Here is an 18,178-nt window from a genome sequence, read left to right on the forward strand (position 1 = left end):
GCGGCGCGCACCAAGCCCTGCATGCAGCGCCACGCCAGCGCGTCACGCGCCGCGCGGCGGCATCAGCCCGAACAACGCGGTTGCGCTGAAACGCTCGCCGGGCGCCAACACCCGCATGCCGGTCCGGCTATCGCCGTCAGCCGCCAGATTGAAGGCATCCGCCACGTTGGTGACCGGCTCCACGCAAAGAAAATCGGCGCCCGGCGCCGTATACACGACCAGGTGCGCGAACGCGGGATCCGCGTGCAGCGCCAATTCGTGGCCATCCGGCCAATGCAGGGCCGCGCGACCTCCCCATTGCGACAGGTAGGTGTCGCAACCCGCGGCGGACTGGCGCAGTTCGCGCACGTGCGCGACCTGGCTGCCCGAGGGCAAGCCTGCGGCATCGGACGGCCAGATGCGCCGCGCGTGCAACGTCACCCGCTGGGCCGTGAAGTAAGGATGGATGCCCATTCCGAACGGCATGGGCGTGTCGCCCTGGTTGGCGATGGCCAGCGTCAGGCTCAGCCCCCGCCCGTCCAGCCGCCAGCGCTGCACGCATTCGAACGGCCAGGGCCAGCCTAGCACGCCCGCGGGCTGGTTCAGCACCAGGTCGATGCTGTCTTCGGTCCGGTTGCGCACCTGCCAGGCCTGAAACAGCCCCGCGCCATGGATCGCCTGCGGCCGGCCCGGCACGGACTGCAGGACATGCCGGGCGCCGTTGAAGCTGAACACGCCATCGCGGATGCGGTTGGAATACGGAGCCAGCGGATAGGACCCGGCGCGCGGCCATTTGCCTGCCGGCCATTCGGTGGCGGTCAGCGGCACGATCCAGTCGTGCGCGCCCGAGGACAGCCGCGTCAGCCGCCCGCCGCCGCCCGGCGCGAACTCGGCCCGGTGCGCGCCGCTGGCGATACAAACGCGCTCGCTGGCGTCCAGCACGGCGGGAACGGCAATATCCGGCATGGTTCCAAGGCTCCTGCGGCATCGAAGGTGCCGCGACGTGCGATTGTGCCCGTCCGCGCGCGCCTACTGCAAGTTCGGCGGCGGGCCGGGGAGCGCGGAAAAAAGGCAAGTGCTACATCCATCCACCCACACGCCGCAGTTCCCACCTCGCCCAATACAATCATCGGCACGAATTCAGCGCGCGGTCATGCCGTGTGCGAATGGACATCCACCATGCCGCTCAAGCCTTCAGACTTCTATCGGACACACCTGGCGGCCATGCATCGGGAATTGCTTGCCCACCCGATCGCTCGTACCTATTTCAACGGCGCCGCCATCCGCTTCGATGGCATAGAACTGCTTCCCAACGACCATTTTGAACTGCCGTTCGGCACCCTCTCCACAATCGAGTTCGCACACCTGTTCTCGGTGTTCGACCGAAGCCGTGTCCATCAACAACCTGTCAAGAATGCCGTGCAGGACGCACCGCCCGGACTGTATTTCACCGTGATCAACAATCACGTCATCCAGAGTCCGCATAAGAACCGGCTCGGCATCTACACAAACCAGCGCGGCGACTCCGGCCCTTTCATCGACGCCCTTCATGTGGATCACTACTTCTTGAACAAGCATCAAACGCCGGCCTCGCTTGGTGCGATAGCCTTCTCTCTGTGCGCGATAACGGCCCACCTGGCGGGCCTGTCCCAGGTATCGCTGGTGGCAGCGGGCGGGCGCGGACACGGCAACCGCTACATTGGTTACAAGGTCTGGCCGAAACTGGGCTTCGATGCGCCTGTGGATCCCGGCGAAATCGCCGACGCTCCTCACCTCGCGCATTGCGGCCGTGTTCAGGACATTCTCGCCGTCGACGTCGCCTGGTGGGAGGGTCTGGGTAGCCAACGCCTGATGACCTTCGACCTGACCGCCCACAGCGCATCATGGGGGAAACTGTTACGCTACATGCGTAGAAAACTCTCTTCCGGGAGACTTTCATGAGCAAGATTCTTACACCCCCAAAACGCCCCCCCCACAAGCACGCCCCGTCTTCGGAAAAAGCGGCGTCTGGTCGCGTCTTCAAGTTGTCGCTCAAAGATTCCCGCCCGGTCGATGCCAAGATGTGGGCACAGATGGAATCCGCCGCGCGAACTCCGCGCAAAGATGGGCATTACCCGGATATCGTCGAAGCGCCGGACGCCGTTATCTAGTCTTGCCAAAACAACCCGCCTACCCGGCGGGTTTGTTCTTTGGCCCCACGTAACGCCCCCGTCGCGCGCGTTTTTCTGGCGCGGATCGCAAAAAAAACAAACAAGCGCGAAATCCATCCGCCCCGGCGCCGCAGTCCCCATTCCGCCCCGATACAATCACGGGCATGAATTCAGCAATACAAAACACCGCCGCCGACGCCCTTGCGGGCCACACCCCCATGATGCAGCAATACCTCCGCCTGAAGGCGGAGGCCGGCCCCTTGCTGCTCTTTTACCGCATGGGCGACTTCTATGAGATGTTCTACGAAGACGCCGAGCGTGGCGCGCGCCTGCTCAACCTGACGCTGACCAAACGCGGCTCGTCCAACGGCATCCCGATCCCGATGGCGGGCCTGCCTGTCCACGCCATGGAACAGTACCTGGCGCGCCTGGTGGCCATGGGCGAGTCCATCGCGATCTGCGAACAGATCGGCGATCCGGCCGCGTCCAAGGGGCCGGTCGAACGCCGTATCGTGCGCATCGTCACGCCGGGCACGCTCACGGACGACGCGCTGTTGCCCGCCAAGGCGGACCGCGCCCTGGCCGCGGTGTTCGTCGGGGGCAACGCACGCGCCCCGCGCGCCGGGCTGGCCTGGCTGAATCTGGCCAGCGGCGAGTTCCATGTCACGGAGTGCGCGCCCGCTCAGCTCGAATCCGAACTGCACCGCATCGCGCCGGCAGAGATCGTCTGCGCCGACAGCGCGGAATTCGGCTTTCCGTTCGAAGGCGCCCGCTCCCGCGTACCAGACTGGCACTTCGAAAGCGACGGCGCGCGCGCGCACCTGCTGGCGCATTTCAAGACGGATACGCTGGCCGGCTTCGATATCGAAGACATGCCCGCCGGCATCTGCGCGGCCGGTGCCCTGCTGCGCTACGCCGCGCGTACGCAATCGCAGGCCCTGGCCCACGTGCAGAGCCTGTCGGCGGAACGCCCCGGCCAATATGTGCTGCTGGACCCCGTGACCCGCCGCAACCTGGAATTGACGCAGACGCTGTCGGGCGAAGACTCGCCGACATTGTTTTCGCTGCTGGACGGCTGCCGCACTCCCATGGGCAGCCGCCTGCTGCGCCGCTGGCTGCACCACCCCTTGCGCGAAAACGAACAGGCGCTGGGGCGCCAGCAGGCCATCTCGGCGCTGCTGGCGGGCCGCATGGACGTGGAACAGACCTTCGGCTCGGCGGGCCTGCTGGAAGCCCTGCGCACCGCGCTGAACGCTTTCCCCGACATCGAACGCATCGCGGCGCGCCTGGCGCTGCGTTCAGTGCGCCCGCGCGAACTGGCCAGCCTGCGCGACGCGCTGGAATCCCTGCCCGCGCTACGCGACCTGCTCGAACCGATGGCGGATTCGCCCTGGCTGGGCAAGCTGATTTCTCACCTGTCGGTGGATCCCGCGCTGGCCGCCCTGCTGGTCCGCGCCATCGCGGCGGAGCCCGCCGTGGCCATCCGCGACGGCGGCGTGCTGGCGCCGGGCTTCGATGCGGAACTGGATGAACTGCGCGGACTGGCGGCCGACGGCGGCGATTTCCTGGTCCAACTGGAAGCACGCGAACGCGAGCGCACCGGCATCAGCAATCTGCGCGTGGAATTCAACCGCGTGCATGGCTTCTACATCGAAGTCACCAAGGGCCAGACCGCCAAGGTGCCGGAAGACTACCGCCGCCGCCAGACACTCAAGAACGCCGAACGCTACATCACGCCTGAACTCAAGACCTGGGAAGACAAGGTGCTGTCGGCCCAGGACCGCTCGCTTGCCCGCGAAAAATGGCTGTTCGAGCAGTTGCTGGACGTACTGGCCGAACATGTCCGCCCCTTGTCCGACTGCGCCGCGGCGCTGGCGGAACTGGATGTGCTGGCCGCGCTGGCGGACCATGCGCGGCGCCACGACTGGATCGCGCCCGAGCTGTCCGAGCAGGCCGACATCGACATCGAGGCCGGCCGCCATCCGGTGGTTGAACACGCGATCGAACGCTTCACCCCCAATGGCTGCCGCCTGGACCCGGCGCGCCGCATGCTGCTGATCACGGGCCCGAACATGGGCGGTAAATCGACCTTCATGCGCCAGGTGGCGCTGATCGTGCTGCTGGCCCGCATCGGCAGCTTCGTGCCGGCGTCGCGTGCGCGCATCGGCAAGATCGACCGCATCTTCACCCGCATCGGCGCCGCCGATGACCTGGCGGGCGGGCGCTCGACCTTCATGATGGAAATGACGGAGGCCGCCGCCATCCTGTCGGCCAGCACGCCCAACAGCCTGGTCCTGATGGACGAAATCGGCCGCGGCACGTCCACCTACGACGGCCTGGCGCTGGCCTGGGCCATCGCCTGCCGGCTGCTGGCGCACAACCGCGCGCTGACGCTGTTCGCCACCCACTACTTCGAACTGACCCGCCTGCCGGCCGAGCAACCCGCGGCGGCCAACGTCCACCTGGCCGCCGCCGAATCGGCGGGCGGCATCGTCTTTCTGCACGAAGTGCGCGAAGGTCCCGCCAGCCGCAGCTACGGGATCCAGGTAGCGCAGCGCGCCGGCGTGCCCGCCGCCGTCATTCGCCAGGCCACGCGCGAACTGGAACGCCTGGAAGCCCAGGGCGCGCCCACGCCTCAGCTCGGCCTGTTCTCGGCGGCAGCCGAAGCCGACGCGCAGGCCTATGCCCAGGCCGAGCGCTCGGACGCCCTCGAGGCGCTGGACACCCTGCGCGACGAACTCGCCGGCATCGACCCCGACAGCCTCACTCCGCGCGAAGCGCTGGACGCCCTCTACCGCCTGAAGAAGCACCTCCAATGAACCTCGACCACCCCTTGCCGCTGCTGGGCAACCAGAGCCCCAACGACTTCATGCGCCGCTATTGGCAAAAGAAGCCGCTGCTGATCCGCCAGGCCATCCCGGCCTTCAAGCCGCCGGTCACCATCGCCGCCATCAAGAAGCTGGCGCGCCGCGACGACGTCGAGTCACGCCTGATCTGGCGCGAGAACGGCGAATGGCAAATGGAGAACGGCCCGTTCGCGCGCCTGCCCAAGGACAACGAAGGCGACTGGACCCTGCTGGTGCAAAGCGTGGACCTGCATAGCGACGCCGCCTCTGAACTGATGGGCCTGTTCCGCTTCATCCCCGATGCCCGGCTGGACGACGTGATGATCAGCGTGGCCAGCCATGGCGGCGGCGTGGGCCCCCATTTCGACAGCTACGATGTGTTCCTGCTGCAAGCCGCGGGCGAACGGGAATGGCGCTACGGCCGCCAGAAGGATCTGTCCCTGGAGCCTGGACTGCCGCTGAAAATCCTGAGCAATTTCCAGCCGGAAGAAAAGGCTGTGCTGGCGCCGGGCGACATGCTCTACCTGCCGCCGCAGGCCGCCCATGACGGTATCGCGGTCGGCGATGGCTGCATGACGATCTCCATCGGTTTTCGCGCGCCGACCCAGGCCACGCTGGCGCGTGGCCTGCTGGAAGCGGCGGCCGATCAGGTCATGGCCCGCGTCGGACTGCTGGGCGGCCCCTACGGCGAGCCGGCGCTGCCCGGCCCGAAGCTGTCCGCGGTCTATCGCGACCCCGCACAGCCTCCCGTGAACACCCCAGCGGCGTTACCCGACGGCCTGGTCGCCGCCACCCTGGAAACCGTCGAGAAACTGCGCTTCGACGATGCACTGGCCGCGCGCTTCCTGGGCTGCTGGCTGACCGAACCCAGCAACCTCAGCGTGTTCGATGCGCCCGAGGGCATGGACGTGGACCTGGAAGAAGACTGGCCCGCGGGCGGCCGTCTGGTGCTGGATCGCCGCAGCCGGATGCTGTATCGCGGCAAGCAGCTTTTCATCAATGGCGAGACCGCCATGGTGCCCGCGGAGGCCGCCCTGAAGCTGCTGGCCGATGCACGCAGCCTCGACTGTGCGGATGCCTCCTGCGCACGGCTCTCGGAAGACGCGCGCTCGTGCCTGGCCGACTGGCTGGATTCAGGCTGGATCCGCTATCTGCCCGCGTAGTATCTGGAAACCCTGGCGTATCTGTGTTGCACAGAAAGAAATCAGGTCTGTAAGCTTCGTCACATCAAGAAAGACATAACACGAAGCTGAAAGGTTTGTTGCCGTTGGGATGCTACCTCTATAACTTTCATACGCGATCGTGCCGGACCTTCCTGTAGCCTGAATTCTGGTTTCCCCTAACGGGTTTCAAGAGTCGTCATCTATAGGAGTCCAAATAATGATGAGCAAAACCTTGATTATTGCCTCGGTGCTGGCCGTCGCGCTCAGCGCTTGCAACAAGAAGGAAGATGCCCCGGCGCCCGCGACCACCCCGGGCGCCACCACGCCTGCACCGACCACCACGCCCCCGGCCACCTCCCCCGCGCCGGCGCCCACGCCGGGCACTACCCCTGGCGGCGGTTCGACCACCCCGGGCGGATCGACAACGCCCGCGTCGTAAATCTTCAGGCACGAACCCCCGCTCTGAAGACAAAAAACCCTGGCATGCCAGGGTTTTTTTACGCACGGTGGAATCAACAGCGAAAAAGGCCCGCAAGGGCCTTTTTCATTGGGCTCCGTTTGGAGCCAGAAAGCCCGCGAACGGGCCTTCGTGCCTACATCTTGTCCTTCAGCACGCTCAGCAGGCGCTGGGCGGTTGCACTGCTGTCGGGCGCGCCATTGGCGTCCAGCACCGTCACCGTGGTCTGTTCGCCGCTGGCGACCAGGTGGATGCGGTATTGCGGCGCCTGAGCCTTCTTGTCGCCCGAGAACATGCGGCTGAAGAAGCCCGGCTGGTCGATCTTCTCGCCCGTGTCGGTATCCACGTAGCGCACGAAGTAGTCGCCGGCCGAACGGTCGCGGTCTTCGACGGCGAAACCGCCGCCATCGAGCGCCACGCCAACGCGGCGCCATGCGCGGTCGAAGGATTCGCTGACGATGAGCGATGCGCCTTGTGCGCGGACGTCCTGCTGCACGGCAGGCTTTTGCGGCGAGGCTTCAGCCTGCTGCACCAGCTTGCGGGCGTTGTCGACGTCGGAACCCAGATAGACCATCATGCGGGCCAGCATGGCGGCGTTCAGGCCCGGATCTTCCTTGCCGTTCTGCCACTGCACCTGGCCGCCATCGGCGCCCACGCGCTTTTCGAGCATCTGACGATGGCTGACATAGACTTCGGTGTGGCCGTTGACGCGTTCGACGCGGGTGCGGAATTTCTCGCGCTCGCCGCTATCCCACGCCGATTCCAGCACCGCGCCCAGCGCTTGGCGCAGCCAGCTTTCCGGGATCTTGGCGCGGTTTTCGGCCCAGTCCGTTTCGATCAGGCCAGCCGAGGGATTGTTGCTGGCGACGGTAAAGCCGTTTTCGGTCCAGAAGTCGACCAGGCGCGGGAACACGTCTTCGGGCGGACGGTCGATGACCAGCCAGCGCAGATCACCGTCGCGCTCGACGCGCATGTCCTGGCGGCCCGGAAGCACATTGCTGGTCTTCGGAGCGGTGGCCTGAGCCTGGCCCTGCTGCTGGAACTGCGAGTACGTCGTCGAGCCCGAAGCGGGCGCGCGGTAGCGCGGATCGCTGTTCGCCTGGGTCAGATCCGGCGGGATGCTCAGAGGCTCTCCACGCTGGGTGACGGCGCTCTTGTAGTTGACGGATTCTTCATTGCCCAGGAATTCGTTGAGGTCGGAGCAGCCCGCCAACAACACCAGGGACATCAATGCCGACAAACCGGCATGACGCTTGTTCATACGTATCCTCACGATATTTAGAGCAGACCCGTTTCCTGGAGCGCGCCGCGCACCGTTGCATGATGCTGCGCCCCCAGTTCGACCAGCGGGAGCCGGTAGCCCAGTGCGCTGCGGCCCATTTCGGCCAGAGCCCACTTGACGGGGATGGGATTGGCTTCAACGAACAAAGCCTTGTTCAGACGCGCCAGGAACGCGTTAAGTTCACGAACCTTGGGCACGTTGCCAGCCAGGGCGGCCGCACAGAGCTCGCGCATGAGCTTGGGCGCCACATTGGCCGTGACGGAAATATTGCCGCGCGCGCCCAGCAGGATCAGGGCGGCGGCGGTGGGATCATCGCCGCTGAAGACCTGAAAGCTGGCGGGCGCTTCACGCAACAGCAGGCCGCCGCGAGCGATGTCGCCGGTGGCGTCCTTGATGCCGACGATGCCCGGCACCTGCGCCAGGCGCAGGACCGTTTCGTTGCTCATGTCGGCGACGGTGCGGCCAGGCACGTTGTACAGGATGGTGGGCAGATCGACGGCTTCCGCGATGGTGCGGAAGTGACGGTACAAGCCCTCTTGCGAGGGCTTGTTGTAGTAAGGAACGACCGACAGGCCAGCCTGCGCGCCCACTGCCTTGGCGTGGCGCGTCAGGTGGATGGCTTCGTCGGTGGAATTGGCGCCCACGCCGGCGATGACCGGGATGCGGCCCGCTGCGTGCTCGACCGCGACGCGGATCAGTTCCGCGTGTTCTTCCATGGAGACCGTGGGCGACTCCCCGGTGGTACCCACCACCACAAGTGCGTCGGTTCCTTCCTGGACGTGCCAGTCGATCAACGACCGGTAGGCAGCGTAGTCAAGGCTGCCGTCGGGCTGCATTGGGGTGACCAGGGCCACCATGCTGCCCTGGAAATTAACGCCTGCGGCGGATGCAGGGGATGCCATAAATGTAGGGCTCCAAAACCCCGCGGCGGGATGCCCCAGGGCCAGAATCAATGAAACCGCTGAGTTTAACGGATATTGGCTGAAATCTTACAGAAACCACTGAACGATTGTCGTTCCCAGCCCCAGTACCGGACGCATCAAAAGCCATAGCACGTCGGTGACCAGCAGGATGACGACGATCACCAGGCCATATGGCTCTATTTTCGAATACTGCCAGGCCAGCCGGTTGGGCAGCAGGCTGAACAGAATGCGGCCCCCGTCCAGGGGCAGGATGGGCAGCAGGTTCAGCGCCATCAATACAAGATTGACGTTCACGCCGGCCATCGCCATTTCAAACCAGAAGCTCTCCTGCAGGCCGGTTTCCATGAACAGGCGCAGCGACAGCGCCCACAGGATCGCCATGAACAGGTTGGCCGCGGGGCCGGCCAGCGCCACCCACAGCATGTCCTTCTTGGGACGGCGCAGGCGGCCGAAGTCCACCGGCACGGGCTTGGCCCAGCCGAACAGCATGCCCGGGCTGCCCAGCAGCTTGGAGGCCAGCAGAATCGCGACCGGCACCAGCAGCGTGCCGACCGGATCGATGTGCCGCGCCGGATTCAGGCTTACGCGCCCGGCCTGGTAGGCGGTGGGGTCGCCGAGCATGCGCGCGACGAAACCGTGCGCGGCCTCGTGCAGCGTGATGGCGAAGATAACCGGTATCGCGTAGACCGCAATGGTTTGGATGATGTCATTCATGGCGAACCGGATTGTAGATGAGCCGCGTGCCGGCAAGCGCCGGCACGCAAGGCAAGGCGGCGGGCAGGATCAGACAAGTCCTAGCGTGGCAGGGTCGCCGCGCCCGACGCGCACCACGACCGGATCGTCGCCGGTGAGGTCGATCACGGTGGTCGGCGATTGCGGGCAGGCGCCCGCGTCGATGATGGCCGCCAGGTCGTGGTCGTACCGTTCGCGGATGTCTTCGGCGTCGTTCAGCGCTTCGGATTCGTCCTTGGGAATGAGCGTCGTGGAGAGCAGCGGCGCCCCCACCTGCTCCAGCAGGCCCAGCATGACGGCGTGATCCGGCACGCGGATGCCGATGGTCTTGCGGGAAGGATGCGAGACGCGGCGCGGGACTTCCTTGGTGGCTTCAAGAATGAAGGTCCAGGGCCCCGGCGTTGCGGCCTTCAGCAAGCGGTACTGTTTGTTGTCGACGCGCGCGAAGTGGCCGATTTCGGCCAGGTCGCGGCACAGCAGCGTGAGATGGTGGCGTTCGTCCAGCCCGCGCAACCGGCGCAGCCCGTCGGCGGCGTTCTTGTCGTCGAGGCGGGCGACCACGGCATAACTGGAGTCGGTGGGCACAGCGACCAGCCCCCCGTCGTTAAGCCATTGGGCGGCCTGCTTCAGCAGGCGGGGTTGCGGATTTGCAGGATGAATGGAGAAATACAAGGCCATGGGATTATCCTAACATTCTTGAAGGCCGCTCAGGCGAGCGGCGATGCAAAATGGCGGTGACGCCGAACCGCCCGGAGAAACAGTATGCGCCTCGATGACTCGCGCGAAAGCGACAATGTTGAAGACCGCCGCTCCAGGGGCCCGCGGATCGGCGGACGCGGCACCATCGGGATCGGTACGATAGTACTTGCCTTGGTCGCCATGTATTTTGGTGTCGATCCCAACGTGGTCCTGCAGATGGCGGAAGGCCCCGCCACGCAGCAGGAAGAGCCCGCCACGCGCCCGCCCGCCAATGACCCCCAGGCCATCTTCGTGTCGAAGGTGCTGGGCGAAACCGAAGACGTCTGGTCCGCCATTTTCCAGAAAGAGCTGAACCGCCAGTACGTGGCGCCCAAGCTGGTGCTGTTCCGCGGCGCCACGCCCACCGCCTGCGGCACCGGCCAGGCCGCCATGGGGCCGTTCTACTGCCCCGGCGACAGCAAGGTGTATATCGACCTGGCTTTCTTCGACGAACTGCAGAACCGCTTCAAGGCGCCCGGCGACTTCGCGCAGGCCTACGTGATCGCCCATGAAGTCGGTCATCACGTGCAGCATCTGCTGGGCATTTCCGAGCAGGTCGACAGCCTGCGCCGCCGCAATCCCTCGCAGGCGAATGCGCTGTCCGTGCGCATGGAACTGCAGGCCGACTGCTTTGCCGGCCTGTGGGCGCAACGCGCCGACGCGGCGCGCAACATCCTCGAGGGCGGCGACGTCGAAGAAGCGCTGGCCGCCGCCACGGCCATCGGCGACGACCGCCTGCAAAAGCAAAGCCAGGGCTATGTGGTGCCCGATGCATTCACGCACGGCACCTCGGCCCAACGCGTGCGGTGGTTCAAGCGCGGCCTGGAGGGCGGCAGCCTCAAGCAATGCGACACCTTCGCGGCCAGTTCGCTGTAATGCGGCCAAGCGCTGCCAGGCACCCCGGCAGCCAGCCTTGTTGACTGTATATACATACAGCCAAAAGAGCCGGACCGTCTTCATCTTGTAAGATTACGCCCCCTCGCCGTGTTGCGCGCCCTTGCCCCGTCCGCCGGGCAGCGGGCGGCGCAGCGCATGCAAGAGCGCAAGTTTTTCTGGCGCGCACTTCCAAGACCCTAAATCAGTTTCCATGGCCAACAAGTTCGAACCGTTAATCACCGTTGATGAGGTGCAAGAGATCCTTGCCGAACCCAAGGAAACCGTAAAACCGATCCTCTGGGCTCCGAAGCCCGCCGCGGGCGCCAGCCAATGGATGGAGTTCACCAGTGCCTGCCGGGTCAAGGGCGAAGTCCGCGAAGACGTGATTTTCCGCACCATCTACCGCGGCGCGCGCACCGCCGTGCACGGCCAGGCCACCATCTTCCTGACGGAAGCGTTTTGCGCCAGCCTCTTCGTGGGGCCGCACCGCGTGTTCGGCGTGGACACGGACGATTCCTTTCATACCAGCCTGGTGGGCGCGGGCCGGCCGCAGTTCCGCAAGCCGCTCGCGGACCGCAGTCATGAACATATCTGGGTGGACGAAGGCGAGGGCTACGCCGAGCCTGTCGTGCCCGCCCTGCACACTATCGGCGCGCTGATGCAGTATTTCCTGCCGCGGGCGAATCTGACGCTCGCTGGCGGTTTCGCGCATCCCCTCAAAGGCCGCCAAATCGAACTGATCCTATGAGCAATTTCCTGGAAGCCTCCGGCTGGACCGTCCTGCCGGCGGGCGAACACGCCATCCGCGCCGTGGCGCCCATGACGCTGGGCCTGGATGGCCAGCACGCCGCCTTCTTCATCGCGCACCCGGACGACGCGACGTTCTACCTGACCGACGCCTGTGAGACCGCGATGCACGCGTCCAGCTACGGCATCGACCTGGCGGCCAAGCGCATCGATATCCTGAATGAAACGCCGGGCGTCAGCCTGGCGCACTTCGACCGGGCAGGCGCCATCGTCGCGTCGGGCCCGAACGAGCAATTGCAGGAAGCCTTGTGGGATGCCGTGAAGCTGGCGATGGCGCTGTCGTTCCAGTGCGCCAAATGGATGCCGCGGTTCAGCCAGCTCCGGTTCCGCGCCCAGGTGGGACGCGCGCTGGCCGAAGGCGTGGGCGTGAACCGGATGGTCAAGGGCGCCCGCGCGAAGGGCAGCAGCGGCCATACGGCGGACTTTGCATTCGCGGTGCGCGCGGCGGGCAGCACCGCATTGACCTACATCGAACCGATCGCCCTGAAAGCCGGCAAGAAAATGGACTGGACGCAGGTCTACCAGACCCACGGCAAGATGTCGGACGTGAAGATGGCGGACGCGCGCAACTCGCGCATGGTCATCCTGGAAGACGGCGCATCGGCCGAGGAATTCAAGAAGGCCGTGACGATTCTGGAGCAGTCCGCCACCGTGCAGACGCTGGCCAAGACCCGCGACTGGCGAGAAGTCTTTTCCGTCTAGGAACGCGTCAGGAAGGCATGTTCGTCAGGCCGTCGACGATCTCGCGGCCATGCAGGATGGCTGCATGCACCGCTTCGCGCGGACTGTAGACGAAGCCGCCTCCGGCGAACTGTGGAACCGGGTATTCGTCGCCGCCTTCGAGAACGGCGCCAGCCTGAACCACCATCACCGACGCGATAAATACGGGGCCGCTGGGCGGCGCTTGAACATCAACAGCGCCGGCGCCCCGGGACACCTTTGCCGTCAGGCGGTATCCCTTGTAGACCAAGTTGTTCTGATGCACTTCGGAAGTCCTCTTTCTGCTGACGAGCATACCCGGCATTCCATGACAGTTCAGATATGTTTTGTAACTCAAGCAGAAAATAGAAACACTGTTGCGCAAGGCGGACCTGCGTCCCCGTTTCTCAAATATTGAGAAGGGAATCCACCATCCGGCGGATAGGCAAGGTGGACGCGGCTTGCGGGCAGATGATGGACAGCGCGCAACGCGGCCCATCATCAGTTTCACGGGGATTACCCTAGGGGCTGTTGCGAAAGCGCATCTTCGGACCGATTCATGCCAGTTGCCCGCATGTAATCTCCCAGCGACCAGCCCTTGCCCAGCAGGATCATGCGGGTGTGCAGGTCTTCCAGCACGCCCGGGCGCACCGAGGTGCCCAGGTAGCTCAGTTGCTTGCGCCGCACGCCCACATAACCCAGCTCATAGTCGCGGGCCAGCCGCATCCACAAGCGGTGCGCCCCGGCCGACTGGCGTGCGCCGCTGATGATGCACAGCCCGGCGTCCAGCCCCCATCGATACACCGCGGTGGCCAGGCCCATGCCCTGGTAAGGCTCCGCGTACTTGGAATGGGGCGCGCGCACGTAGGGATCCGCCCGCCGGCCGACCTCGATGAGCCGGTTGAACACGGTGTAGCCGGCCAGCCGCCCGCGCCGCGCATCCACCACATACACGTAATACTCGCCGTCGGCTTCGCGGTATCGAAGCACGATGCCGGGGATGTCGGTCTTGACCTCCGGCAATCCATGCAAGCGGTCCAAAGAACGGTTCATACGGTTGTGGATGGCATCGAGTTCCTTGCCCACCTCGCGGGGGGAATGATTCACGTCGATGCGCAATTCCGTCACGATCTGCATGACATGACGGAACGCGTGCAGGGCCAGCGTAGGCAAGGCCACCTCCTGTACAGGGCTGAAGATAGGGTCCGCGAGGGACCGGAAGACGAAAAAAAAGCCGCATTCGCGGCAGTGACGAATGTGTGCATGGCCGTCGCCCGACGGCGAATCGGGCGCGCGGGATAGCGGTCAAGGGAAGGCTAGGCCGCGGCATGCCGGCCTTGTTGGGTCGCGCCCGTCTCATGCGCGGCGGCCTCGTCGACGGCGGGGCCGAAGAAGGCGGGAAACTGCCGTTCGCCCTTGCGCGTGACGCTCAGGGCCCGCGAGTCCAGGTCCCTGCAGATCCAGCCGCGCTGCTCCAGCGCATCCAGCAACGCCGCGCCCAGCGCGCCGCCCAGGTGCGAGCGGCGCTCGCTCCAGTCCAGGCAAGCGCAGGCGAATCGGCGCCGGCGCTGGCGGGCTTGCGCGACATCCACGCCCGCCTGCGCCAGAGACGCCTCGCCCAGCGGCGTCAGGACATAGTCGCGTCCGTCGGCCACGAGCCACTGGCGGGCCAGCATGGCGTCATGAATGCGCACGGCCAGCGTGCCCGCCATATGGTCGTAGCAGGTGCGGGCTTCGCGCAGCGCGGATGGCGTACTGGGCTTGAAGGGCGCGCGTTCGGCGCCAGCGACCACCAGCAGGGCCTCCAGCGCGTGTCCGACCTCGCCGTTGGCCAAACGGTAGTAGCGGTGCTTGCCTTGCACGGCCATCTCGACCAGGCCCTGCTCGCGCAGGCGCTGGAAATGGCTGCTGGCCGTGGACGCGCCGATGTCGGCGGCCGCGGCCAGTTCGGTGGCGGTGCGGGCGCGCCCATCCAGCAGCACGCACAGCATGCGCGCGCGGGCGGGGTCGGCGATGGCTCCCGCCACGGCGGACAGATTGACGTCGGCGGACTCGGATTCCATGATTCGACAATGACCGAAGTGTTGTATGCAGGTTCTAAGCATACTGCGAGTCACCTAGACTAGACAGCGGCTCCGCCGCACGCTCATGCCCTCCCCCTCCTTCTTTGGCTGGAAAGTCCTTTACGCCACCTTCGTCCTTGCCATCTTTGGCTGGGGCGTGGGCTTCTACGGCCCGCCAGTATTCCTGCATGCCGTGGTGCAGCGAACCGGCTGGAGCGTGGCGCTGGTGTCCGGCGCCGTCACGCTGCACTTTCTGGCGGGCACGGTGGTCGTCGCGAATCTGCCGCGCCTGTACCGGCGCGTCGGCGCGCCGCGCGCAACCACGGCCGGCGCGGTGCTGTTGGCGCTGGGCGTGGCCGGCTGGGCCTTGGCGCGGGCGCCATGGCAACTCTATGGCGCGGCCCTGCTCAGCGGCATGGGCTGGGTGGCCATGGGCGCGGCGGCCGTGAATGCGCTGATCGCGCCGTGGTTCGTGCGGCGGCGGCCGGCCGCCCTGGGGCTGGCCTACAACGGCGCCAGCGTGGGCGGCATCGTGTTCTCGCCGCTATGGGTGTTCCTGATCGCACAGGCCGGCTTCGCGCAGGCGGCGTGGTGGGTGGGGCTGATCATGGTGGCGGTGATCGCGGTGCTCTCGCGCAACGTGTTCTCGGTCACGCCGCAGCAGTTGGGCCAGGCGCCCGATGGCGACACGGCGGACGCGCCGGTGTCCGCACCCGCCGCGCCACCCGCGCGAGTCGGCAATCTGTGGCGCGACCGCGCGTTTGTCACGCTGGCCGCGGGCATGGCGCTGGGGCTGTTCGCGCAGATCGGCCTGATCGCGCATTTGCTGTCGCTGCTGGCGCCGCTGCTGGGCGCGCAGACGGCCGGACTTGCGATGGGCCTGGCAACGGCCAGCGCCATCGCGGGCCGGACGCTGGTGGGGTGGCTGATGCCCGCCGGCGCGGACCGCCGCAAGGTCGCCTGCCTGGCTTATGCCATCCAGATCTGCGGCTCGCTCGTGTTGATGCTGGGCCCCGATCACGCCTGGGCCGTGTGGGCCGGCGTGATCCTGTTCGGGTCGGGCATCGGCAACGCGACGTCGCTGCCGCCCCTGATCGCACAAACGGAATTCGCGCGCGAAGACGCCGCGCGCGTCGTGCCGCTGATCGTCGCGCTATCGCAGGGCGCCTATGCGTTCGCGCCGGCTTTTTTCGGCATTCTGCGGGCGCTGCTGCAGGCATCGGGGATGTCGCTGGCGGGGTTTCTGGCGGTGGCGGCGGCACTGCAAGCGGCCGCCATCGTCTGCTTTGCCGCCGGACGCGGCGCGCAGGCCGCGCGCTCGCCGCGCGCGGCCGAAGCCGGCTGAGCCGCGCGGTGTGTCAGCCCAGCCCGCCCCGGCGCGCCACCAGGCTGGCCATGACCGCGTCGCCGCGTTCGTTGGCCAGGCCTTCGGCCACGCCCTGCCGGTCCGCCGCCGGCCGGTTCTGGCTGACCTTCCACTTGCCCTCGATGCGGGCGATGGGAATTTCCACCCCGACGATGGCGCGCATCTGCGCGGCCACGAAATCCGCCGGCGCCTCGTCCACGCTCCAGGGTTGCGCGCGGGCTTTTTCCTGGCTCTCGGTCAAGGCGTCGAGCTGGGCCCGCAGCCAGGCGGGATCGTCCTGGATCACGGGCGTGCCCCACACGTGCACGGCCACGAAGTTCCAGGTGGGAACCACTTTGTGCGTTTCCGCCTTGGTGGCGTACCAGGACGGCGTGATGTAGGCCTGCGCGCCCTGAAAGGCGACCAGGCATTCGCGTCCGGCCGCCAGGTCCGCAAGCTGCGGATTGGCGCGGGCCACGTGCAGGCGCAGCACGCCATGCGGCCCTTCGGGATAGAGCAGACAGGGGACGTAATTGGCCATCAGCCCGCCCTCCCCGCTGGTCATGACGACGCCCAGCGGATGGGCGCGGATCAGGTCGTGCTGAATCTTCAGGGAGTCTTCGCGAAAAGCGGTCGGCAGATACATGATGACGGGAGCAGCTTGTGGGTAAAACCACAACATACCGCTCTCGTGGCCCCATGAACAGGGCCATGCGATTTCTCTTTTATAGAGCCACCAGGACACACCGGCGGCGTGCCGCCCAGGCGTTATCGTCGCGAACGTTTGTACGCCAGGTCCATGCGGTCGCGCGCCTGAGTTTCGTGCGCATACGCCCGGTCGTAGGTTTCCATGCACCCGAGGGTGGGATTGGGCCATTGGATCGCGGCAATCGCTGCGGTGAGCTCGTCGCGCGCGCGCTGCCATTCCTTGACGGCGGCATACCATTCGTTGGCAGTGTCCATGGCTGCCTCCCTGTGTGCACACGCCTTCCATCGTAATCCCGTCGGCGCGCCGCGTGATGGCATTTTCCGATGGCCTGAGCGATGGCCTGACCGGGCGGAACATGCCGAGCCGCGTGAGCGGATGCCTGGATCAGCGACGCTGCGCAGCGCGTGAAAATCAGACCATTTCAGCCGTCACGAGAACGGCTGAACAAGTAGACCAACAAGTAGACCAACAAGGGGAACATAGTGATCGCCGCGGCGTCTAACCGCCGCTTTTTCACTTTTCATATCACGATGTGATGAATATTGACGTCAACCCTCACTTACCCACGGCCACGGCTAATGCTACTGTTCCGCCTGTGCAAGGAGTACATGCAATGGATCAGAAAACGAAGCCCTGGGCTTTTCCCAAACCCCATCCGGAAAATACCCCACGCGGTGAGCGCAACAAACAAGAGTTCGACGCCCCGCCCGAAGACAAGAAGCCCGCGCGCAAGCCGCGCGCCAGAAAGGAAACGCCAGCAGCCAGCCGGGTTCGCCCATGAGTCTGGCCGCATGGGCACGCGCCGCCGCCGCGGCGCTGCTGTCCTCGCTGTCCGTGGCCGCGGCCGCGGCGCCCGGCCTCCAGACGGGCGACATGGTGTTCCAGCAGTCCCGGTCGGCGCAAAGCCTGGCCATCCAGCAGGCCACGCATTCGCCGTACAGTCACATGGGCATGATCGTCACGCGCCAGGGACAGCCCTACGTGCTTGAGGCCGCGGCGCGCGTCAGCTACACGCCGCTCGCCCAGTGGGCCGCTCAAGGCGAACGCGGCCACTACGTCGCAAAGCGTTTGCGCGATACCTCCCTGCTTACGCCCCAGGCGCGCGAACAGCTCGCGCAGACAGGCGCCGAATACGTGGGCAAGCCCTACGATCTGGTGTTTGCCTGGTCGGATGAACAAATCTATTGCTCCGAACTGGTCTGGAAGATCTACCAGCGCGCCCTGGGCGTGAAGGTCGGCGCGTTGGCCCCGCTCAAGAGCTTCGACCTGAAATCCCCCGCCGTCCGCGCCAAGATGCAGGAACGCTACGGCAAGCACATTCCCTGGGAAGAGCCAATCATCTCTCCGGCCGCCATGTACGAATCGGACCAGCTTGTGACCGTGGGCACATTCTGACGGCAGCGGGCGCC

21 protein-coding genes are annotated in these 18,178 nt (G+C 66.0%); 11 read left to right on the forward strand and 10 right to left on the reverse strand.

Features of this window, described 5'->3' with window-relative positions; translation table 11 throughout:
* Window positions 1-42: 42 nt before the first annotated feature.
* A complete protein-coding gene (locus ASE30_RS23265) occupies window positions 43-945 on the reverse strand; it encodes an aldose epimerase (RefSeq protein ID WP_057286660.1) in 903 nt (300 codons plus the stop codon).
* A 213-nt stretch (window positions 946-1,158) separates the two neighbouring features.
* Between ASE30_RS23265 and ASE30_RS23270 the strand changes: the two genes are divergently transcribed.
* From ASE30_RS23270 to ASE30_RS28665, 5 genes are all read left to right on the forward strand, one after another.
* Window positions 1,159-1,920, forward strand: a complete 762-nt coding sequence (locus ASE30_RS23270) for a hypothetical protein (protein ID WP_057286661.1) — start codon at window positions 1,159-1,161, stop codon at window positions 1,918-1,920.
* Complete coding sequence (locus ASE30_RS29060; RefSeq protein ID WP_156407746.1) at window positions 1,917-2,129, forward strand: hypothetical protein; 213 nt, start codon at window positions 1,917-1,919, stop codon at window positions 2,127-2,129. Before ASE30_RS23270 ends, ASE30_RS29060 begins: the two co-directional genes overlap by 4 nt.
* Before the next feature lie 164 nt (window positions 2,130-2,293).
* Window positions 2,294-4,948, forward strand: a complete 2,655-nt coding sequence (gene mutS / locus ASE30_RS23275; RefSeq protein WP_082601700.1) for a DNA mismatch repair protein MutS — start codon at window positions 2,294-2,296, stop codon at window positions 4,946-4,948.
* On the forward strand, window positions 4,945-6,138 hold the full coding sequence (locus ASE30_RS23280; protein WP_057286662.1) for a cupin domain-containing protein: 1,194 nt from the start codon (window positions 4,945-4,947) through the stop codon (window positions 6,136-6,138). Before mutS ends, ASE30_RS23280 begins: the two co-directional genes overlap by 4 nt.
* Before the next feature lie 217 nt (window positions 6,139-6,355).
* Entirely contained in the window at window positions 6,356-6,577 is a 222-nt protein-coding gene (locus ASE30_RS28665; RefSeq protein WP_082601701.1) for an endopeptidase, read from the forward strand.
* A 154-nt stretch (window positions 6,578-6,731) separates the two neighbouring features.
* On the opposite strand, the gene bamC is transcribed toward ASE30_RS28665, so the two are convergent.
* The 4 genes from bamC to ASE30_RS23305 form a co-directional block, all read right to left on the reverse strand.
* Window positions 6,732-7,856 (reverse strand): outer membrane protein assembly factor BamC, encoded by a 1,125-nt coding sequence (gene bamC / locus ASE30_RS23290; protein ID WP_057286663.1) that lies wholly within the window; start codon window positions 7,854-7,856, stop codon window positions 6,732-6,734.
* Between the two features lie 17 nt (window positions 7,857-7,873).
* The gene (dapA, locus tag ASE30_RS23295) at window positions 7,874-8,779 is read right to left on the reverse strand and encodes a 4-hydroxy-tetrahydrodipicolinate synthase (RefSeq protein ID WP_057286664.1); all 906 of its coding nucleotides are present in this window, start codon (window positions 8,777-8,779) and stop codon (window positions 7,874-7,876) included.
* Window positions 8,780-8,866: 87 nt separating this feature from the next.
* Window positions 8,867-9,514, reverse strand: a complete 648-nt coding sequence (locus ASE30_RS23300; RefSeq protein ID WP_057286665.1) for a site-2 protease family protein — start codon at window positions 9,512-9,514, stop codon at window positions 8,867-8,869.
* A 69-nt stretch (window positions 9,515-9,583) separates the two neighbouring features.
* A complete protein-coding gene (locus ASE30_RS23305; protein ID WP_057286666.1) occupies window positions 9,584-10,210 on the reverse strand; it encodes an L-threonylcarbamoyladenylate synthase in 627 nt (208 codons plus the stop codon).
* A gap of 84 nt (window positions 10,211-10,294) precedes the next feature.
* Between ASE30_RS23305 and ASE30_RS23310 the strand changes: the two genes are divergently transcribed.
* The 3 genes from ASE30_RS23310 (at window position 10,295) to ASE30_RS23320 (ending at window position 12,655) form a co-directional block, all read left to right on the forward strand.
* Window positions 10,295-11,146, forward strand: a complete 852-nt coding sequence (locus ASE30_RS23310; protein ID WP_057286667.1) for a neutral zinc metallopeptidase — start codon at window positions 10,295-10,297, stop codon at window positions 11,144-11,146.
* Window positions 11,147-11,357: 211 nt separating this feature from the next.
* Window positions 11,358-11,894, forward strand: a complete 537-nt coding sequence (locus ASE30_RS23315; RefSeq protein ID WP_057286668.1) for a hypothetical protein — start codon at window positions 11,358-11,360, stop codon at window positions 11,892-11,894.
* A complete protein-coding gene (locus ASE30_RS23320; RefSeq protein ID WP_057286669.1) occupies window positions 11,891-12,655 on the forward strand; it encodes a DUF1828 domain-containing protein in 765 nt (254 codons plus the stop codon). Before ASE30_RS23315 ends, ASE30_RS23320 begins: the two co-directional genes overlap by 4 nt.
* A gap of 7 nt (window positions 12,656-12,662) precedes the next feature.
* On the opposite strand, the gene ASE30_RS23325 is transcribed toward ASE30_RS23320, so the two are convergent.
* The 3 genes from ASE30_RS23325 to ASE30_RS23335 form a co-directional block, all read right to left on the reverse strand.
* Window positions 12,663-12,938, reverse strand: a complete 276-nt coding sequence (locus ASE30_RS23325; RefSeq protein ID WP_082601725.1) for a hypothetical protein — start codon at window positions 12,936-12,938, stop codon at window positions 12,663-12,665.
* Window positions 12,939-13,168: 230 nt separating this feature from the next.
* On the reverse strand, window positions 13,169-13,825 hold the full coding sequence (locus tag ASE30_RS23330) for a hypothetical protein (protein ID WP_057286671.1): 657 nt from the start codon (window positions 13,823-13,825) through the stop codon (window positions 13,169-13,171).
* 143 nt (window positions 13,826-13,968) lie between these two features.
* A complete protein-coding gene (locus ASE30_RS23335; protein WP_057286672.1) occupies window positions 13,969-14,715 on the reverse strand; it encodes a helix-turn-helix transcriptional regulator in 747 nt (248 codons plus the stop codon).
* An 85-nt stretch (window positions 14,716-14,800) separates the two neighbouring features.
* Here ASE30_RS23335 and ASE30_RS23340 point away from each other — a divergent pair, with 85 nt between their 5' ends.
* Window positions 14,801-16,060: an MFS transporter gene (locus ASE30_RS23340; protein ID WP_057286673.1), complete on the forward strand. Its 1,260-nt coding sequence runs from the start codon at window positions 14,801-14,803 to the stop codon at window positions 16,058-16,060.
* Between the two features lie 13 nt (window positions 16,061-16,073).
* On the opposite strand, the gene ASE30_RS23345 is transcribed toward ASE30_RS23340, so the two are convergent.
* Window positions 16,074-16,706: an FMN-binding negative transcriptional regulator gene (locus tag ASE30_RS23345; protein WP_057286674.1), complete on the reverse strand. Its 633-nt coding sequence runs from the start codon at window positions 16,704-16,706 to the stop codon at window positions 16,074-16,076.
* 122 nt (window positions 16,707-16,828) lie between these two features.
* On the reverse strand, window positions 16,829-17,023 hold the full coding sequence (locus ASE30_RS23350; protein ID WP_057286675.1) for a hypothetical protein: 195 nt from the start codon (window positions 17,021-17,023) through the stop codon (window positions 16,829-16,831).
* A 359-nt stretch (window positions 17,024-17,382) separates the two neighbouring features.
* Here ASE30_RS23350 and ASE30_RS29295 point away from each other — a divergent pair, with 359 nt between their 5' ends.
* A complete protein-coding gene (locus ASE30_RS29295) occupies window positions 17,383-17,550 on the forward strand; it encodes a hypothetical protein (protein WP_200964469.1) in 168 nt (55 codons plus the stop codon).
* On the forward strand, window positions 17,547-18,164 hold the full coding sequence (locus ASE30_RS23355) for a YiiX family permuted papain-like enzyme (protein WP_057286676.1): 618 nt from the start codon (window positions 17,547-17,549) through the stop codon (window positions 18,162-18,164). The genes ASE30_RS29295 and ASE30_RS23355 overlap by 4 nt, the downstream gene beginning before the upstream one ends.
* Window positions 18,165-18,178: the final 14 nt, after the last annotated feature.

Source organism: Achromobacter sp. Root83 (assembly GCF_001428845.1).
GTDB lineage: Bacteria > Pseudomonadota > Gammaproteobacteria > Burkholderiales > Burkholderiaceae_B > Achromobacter.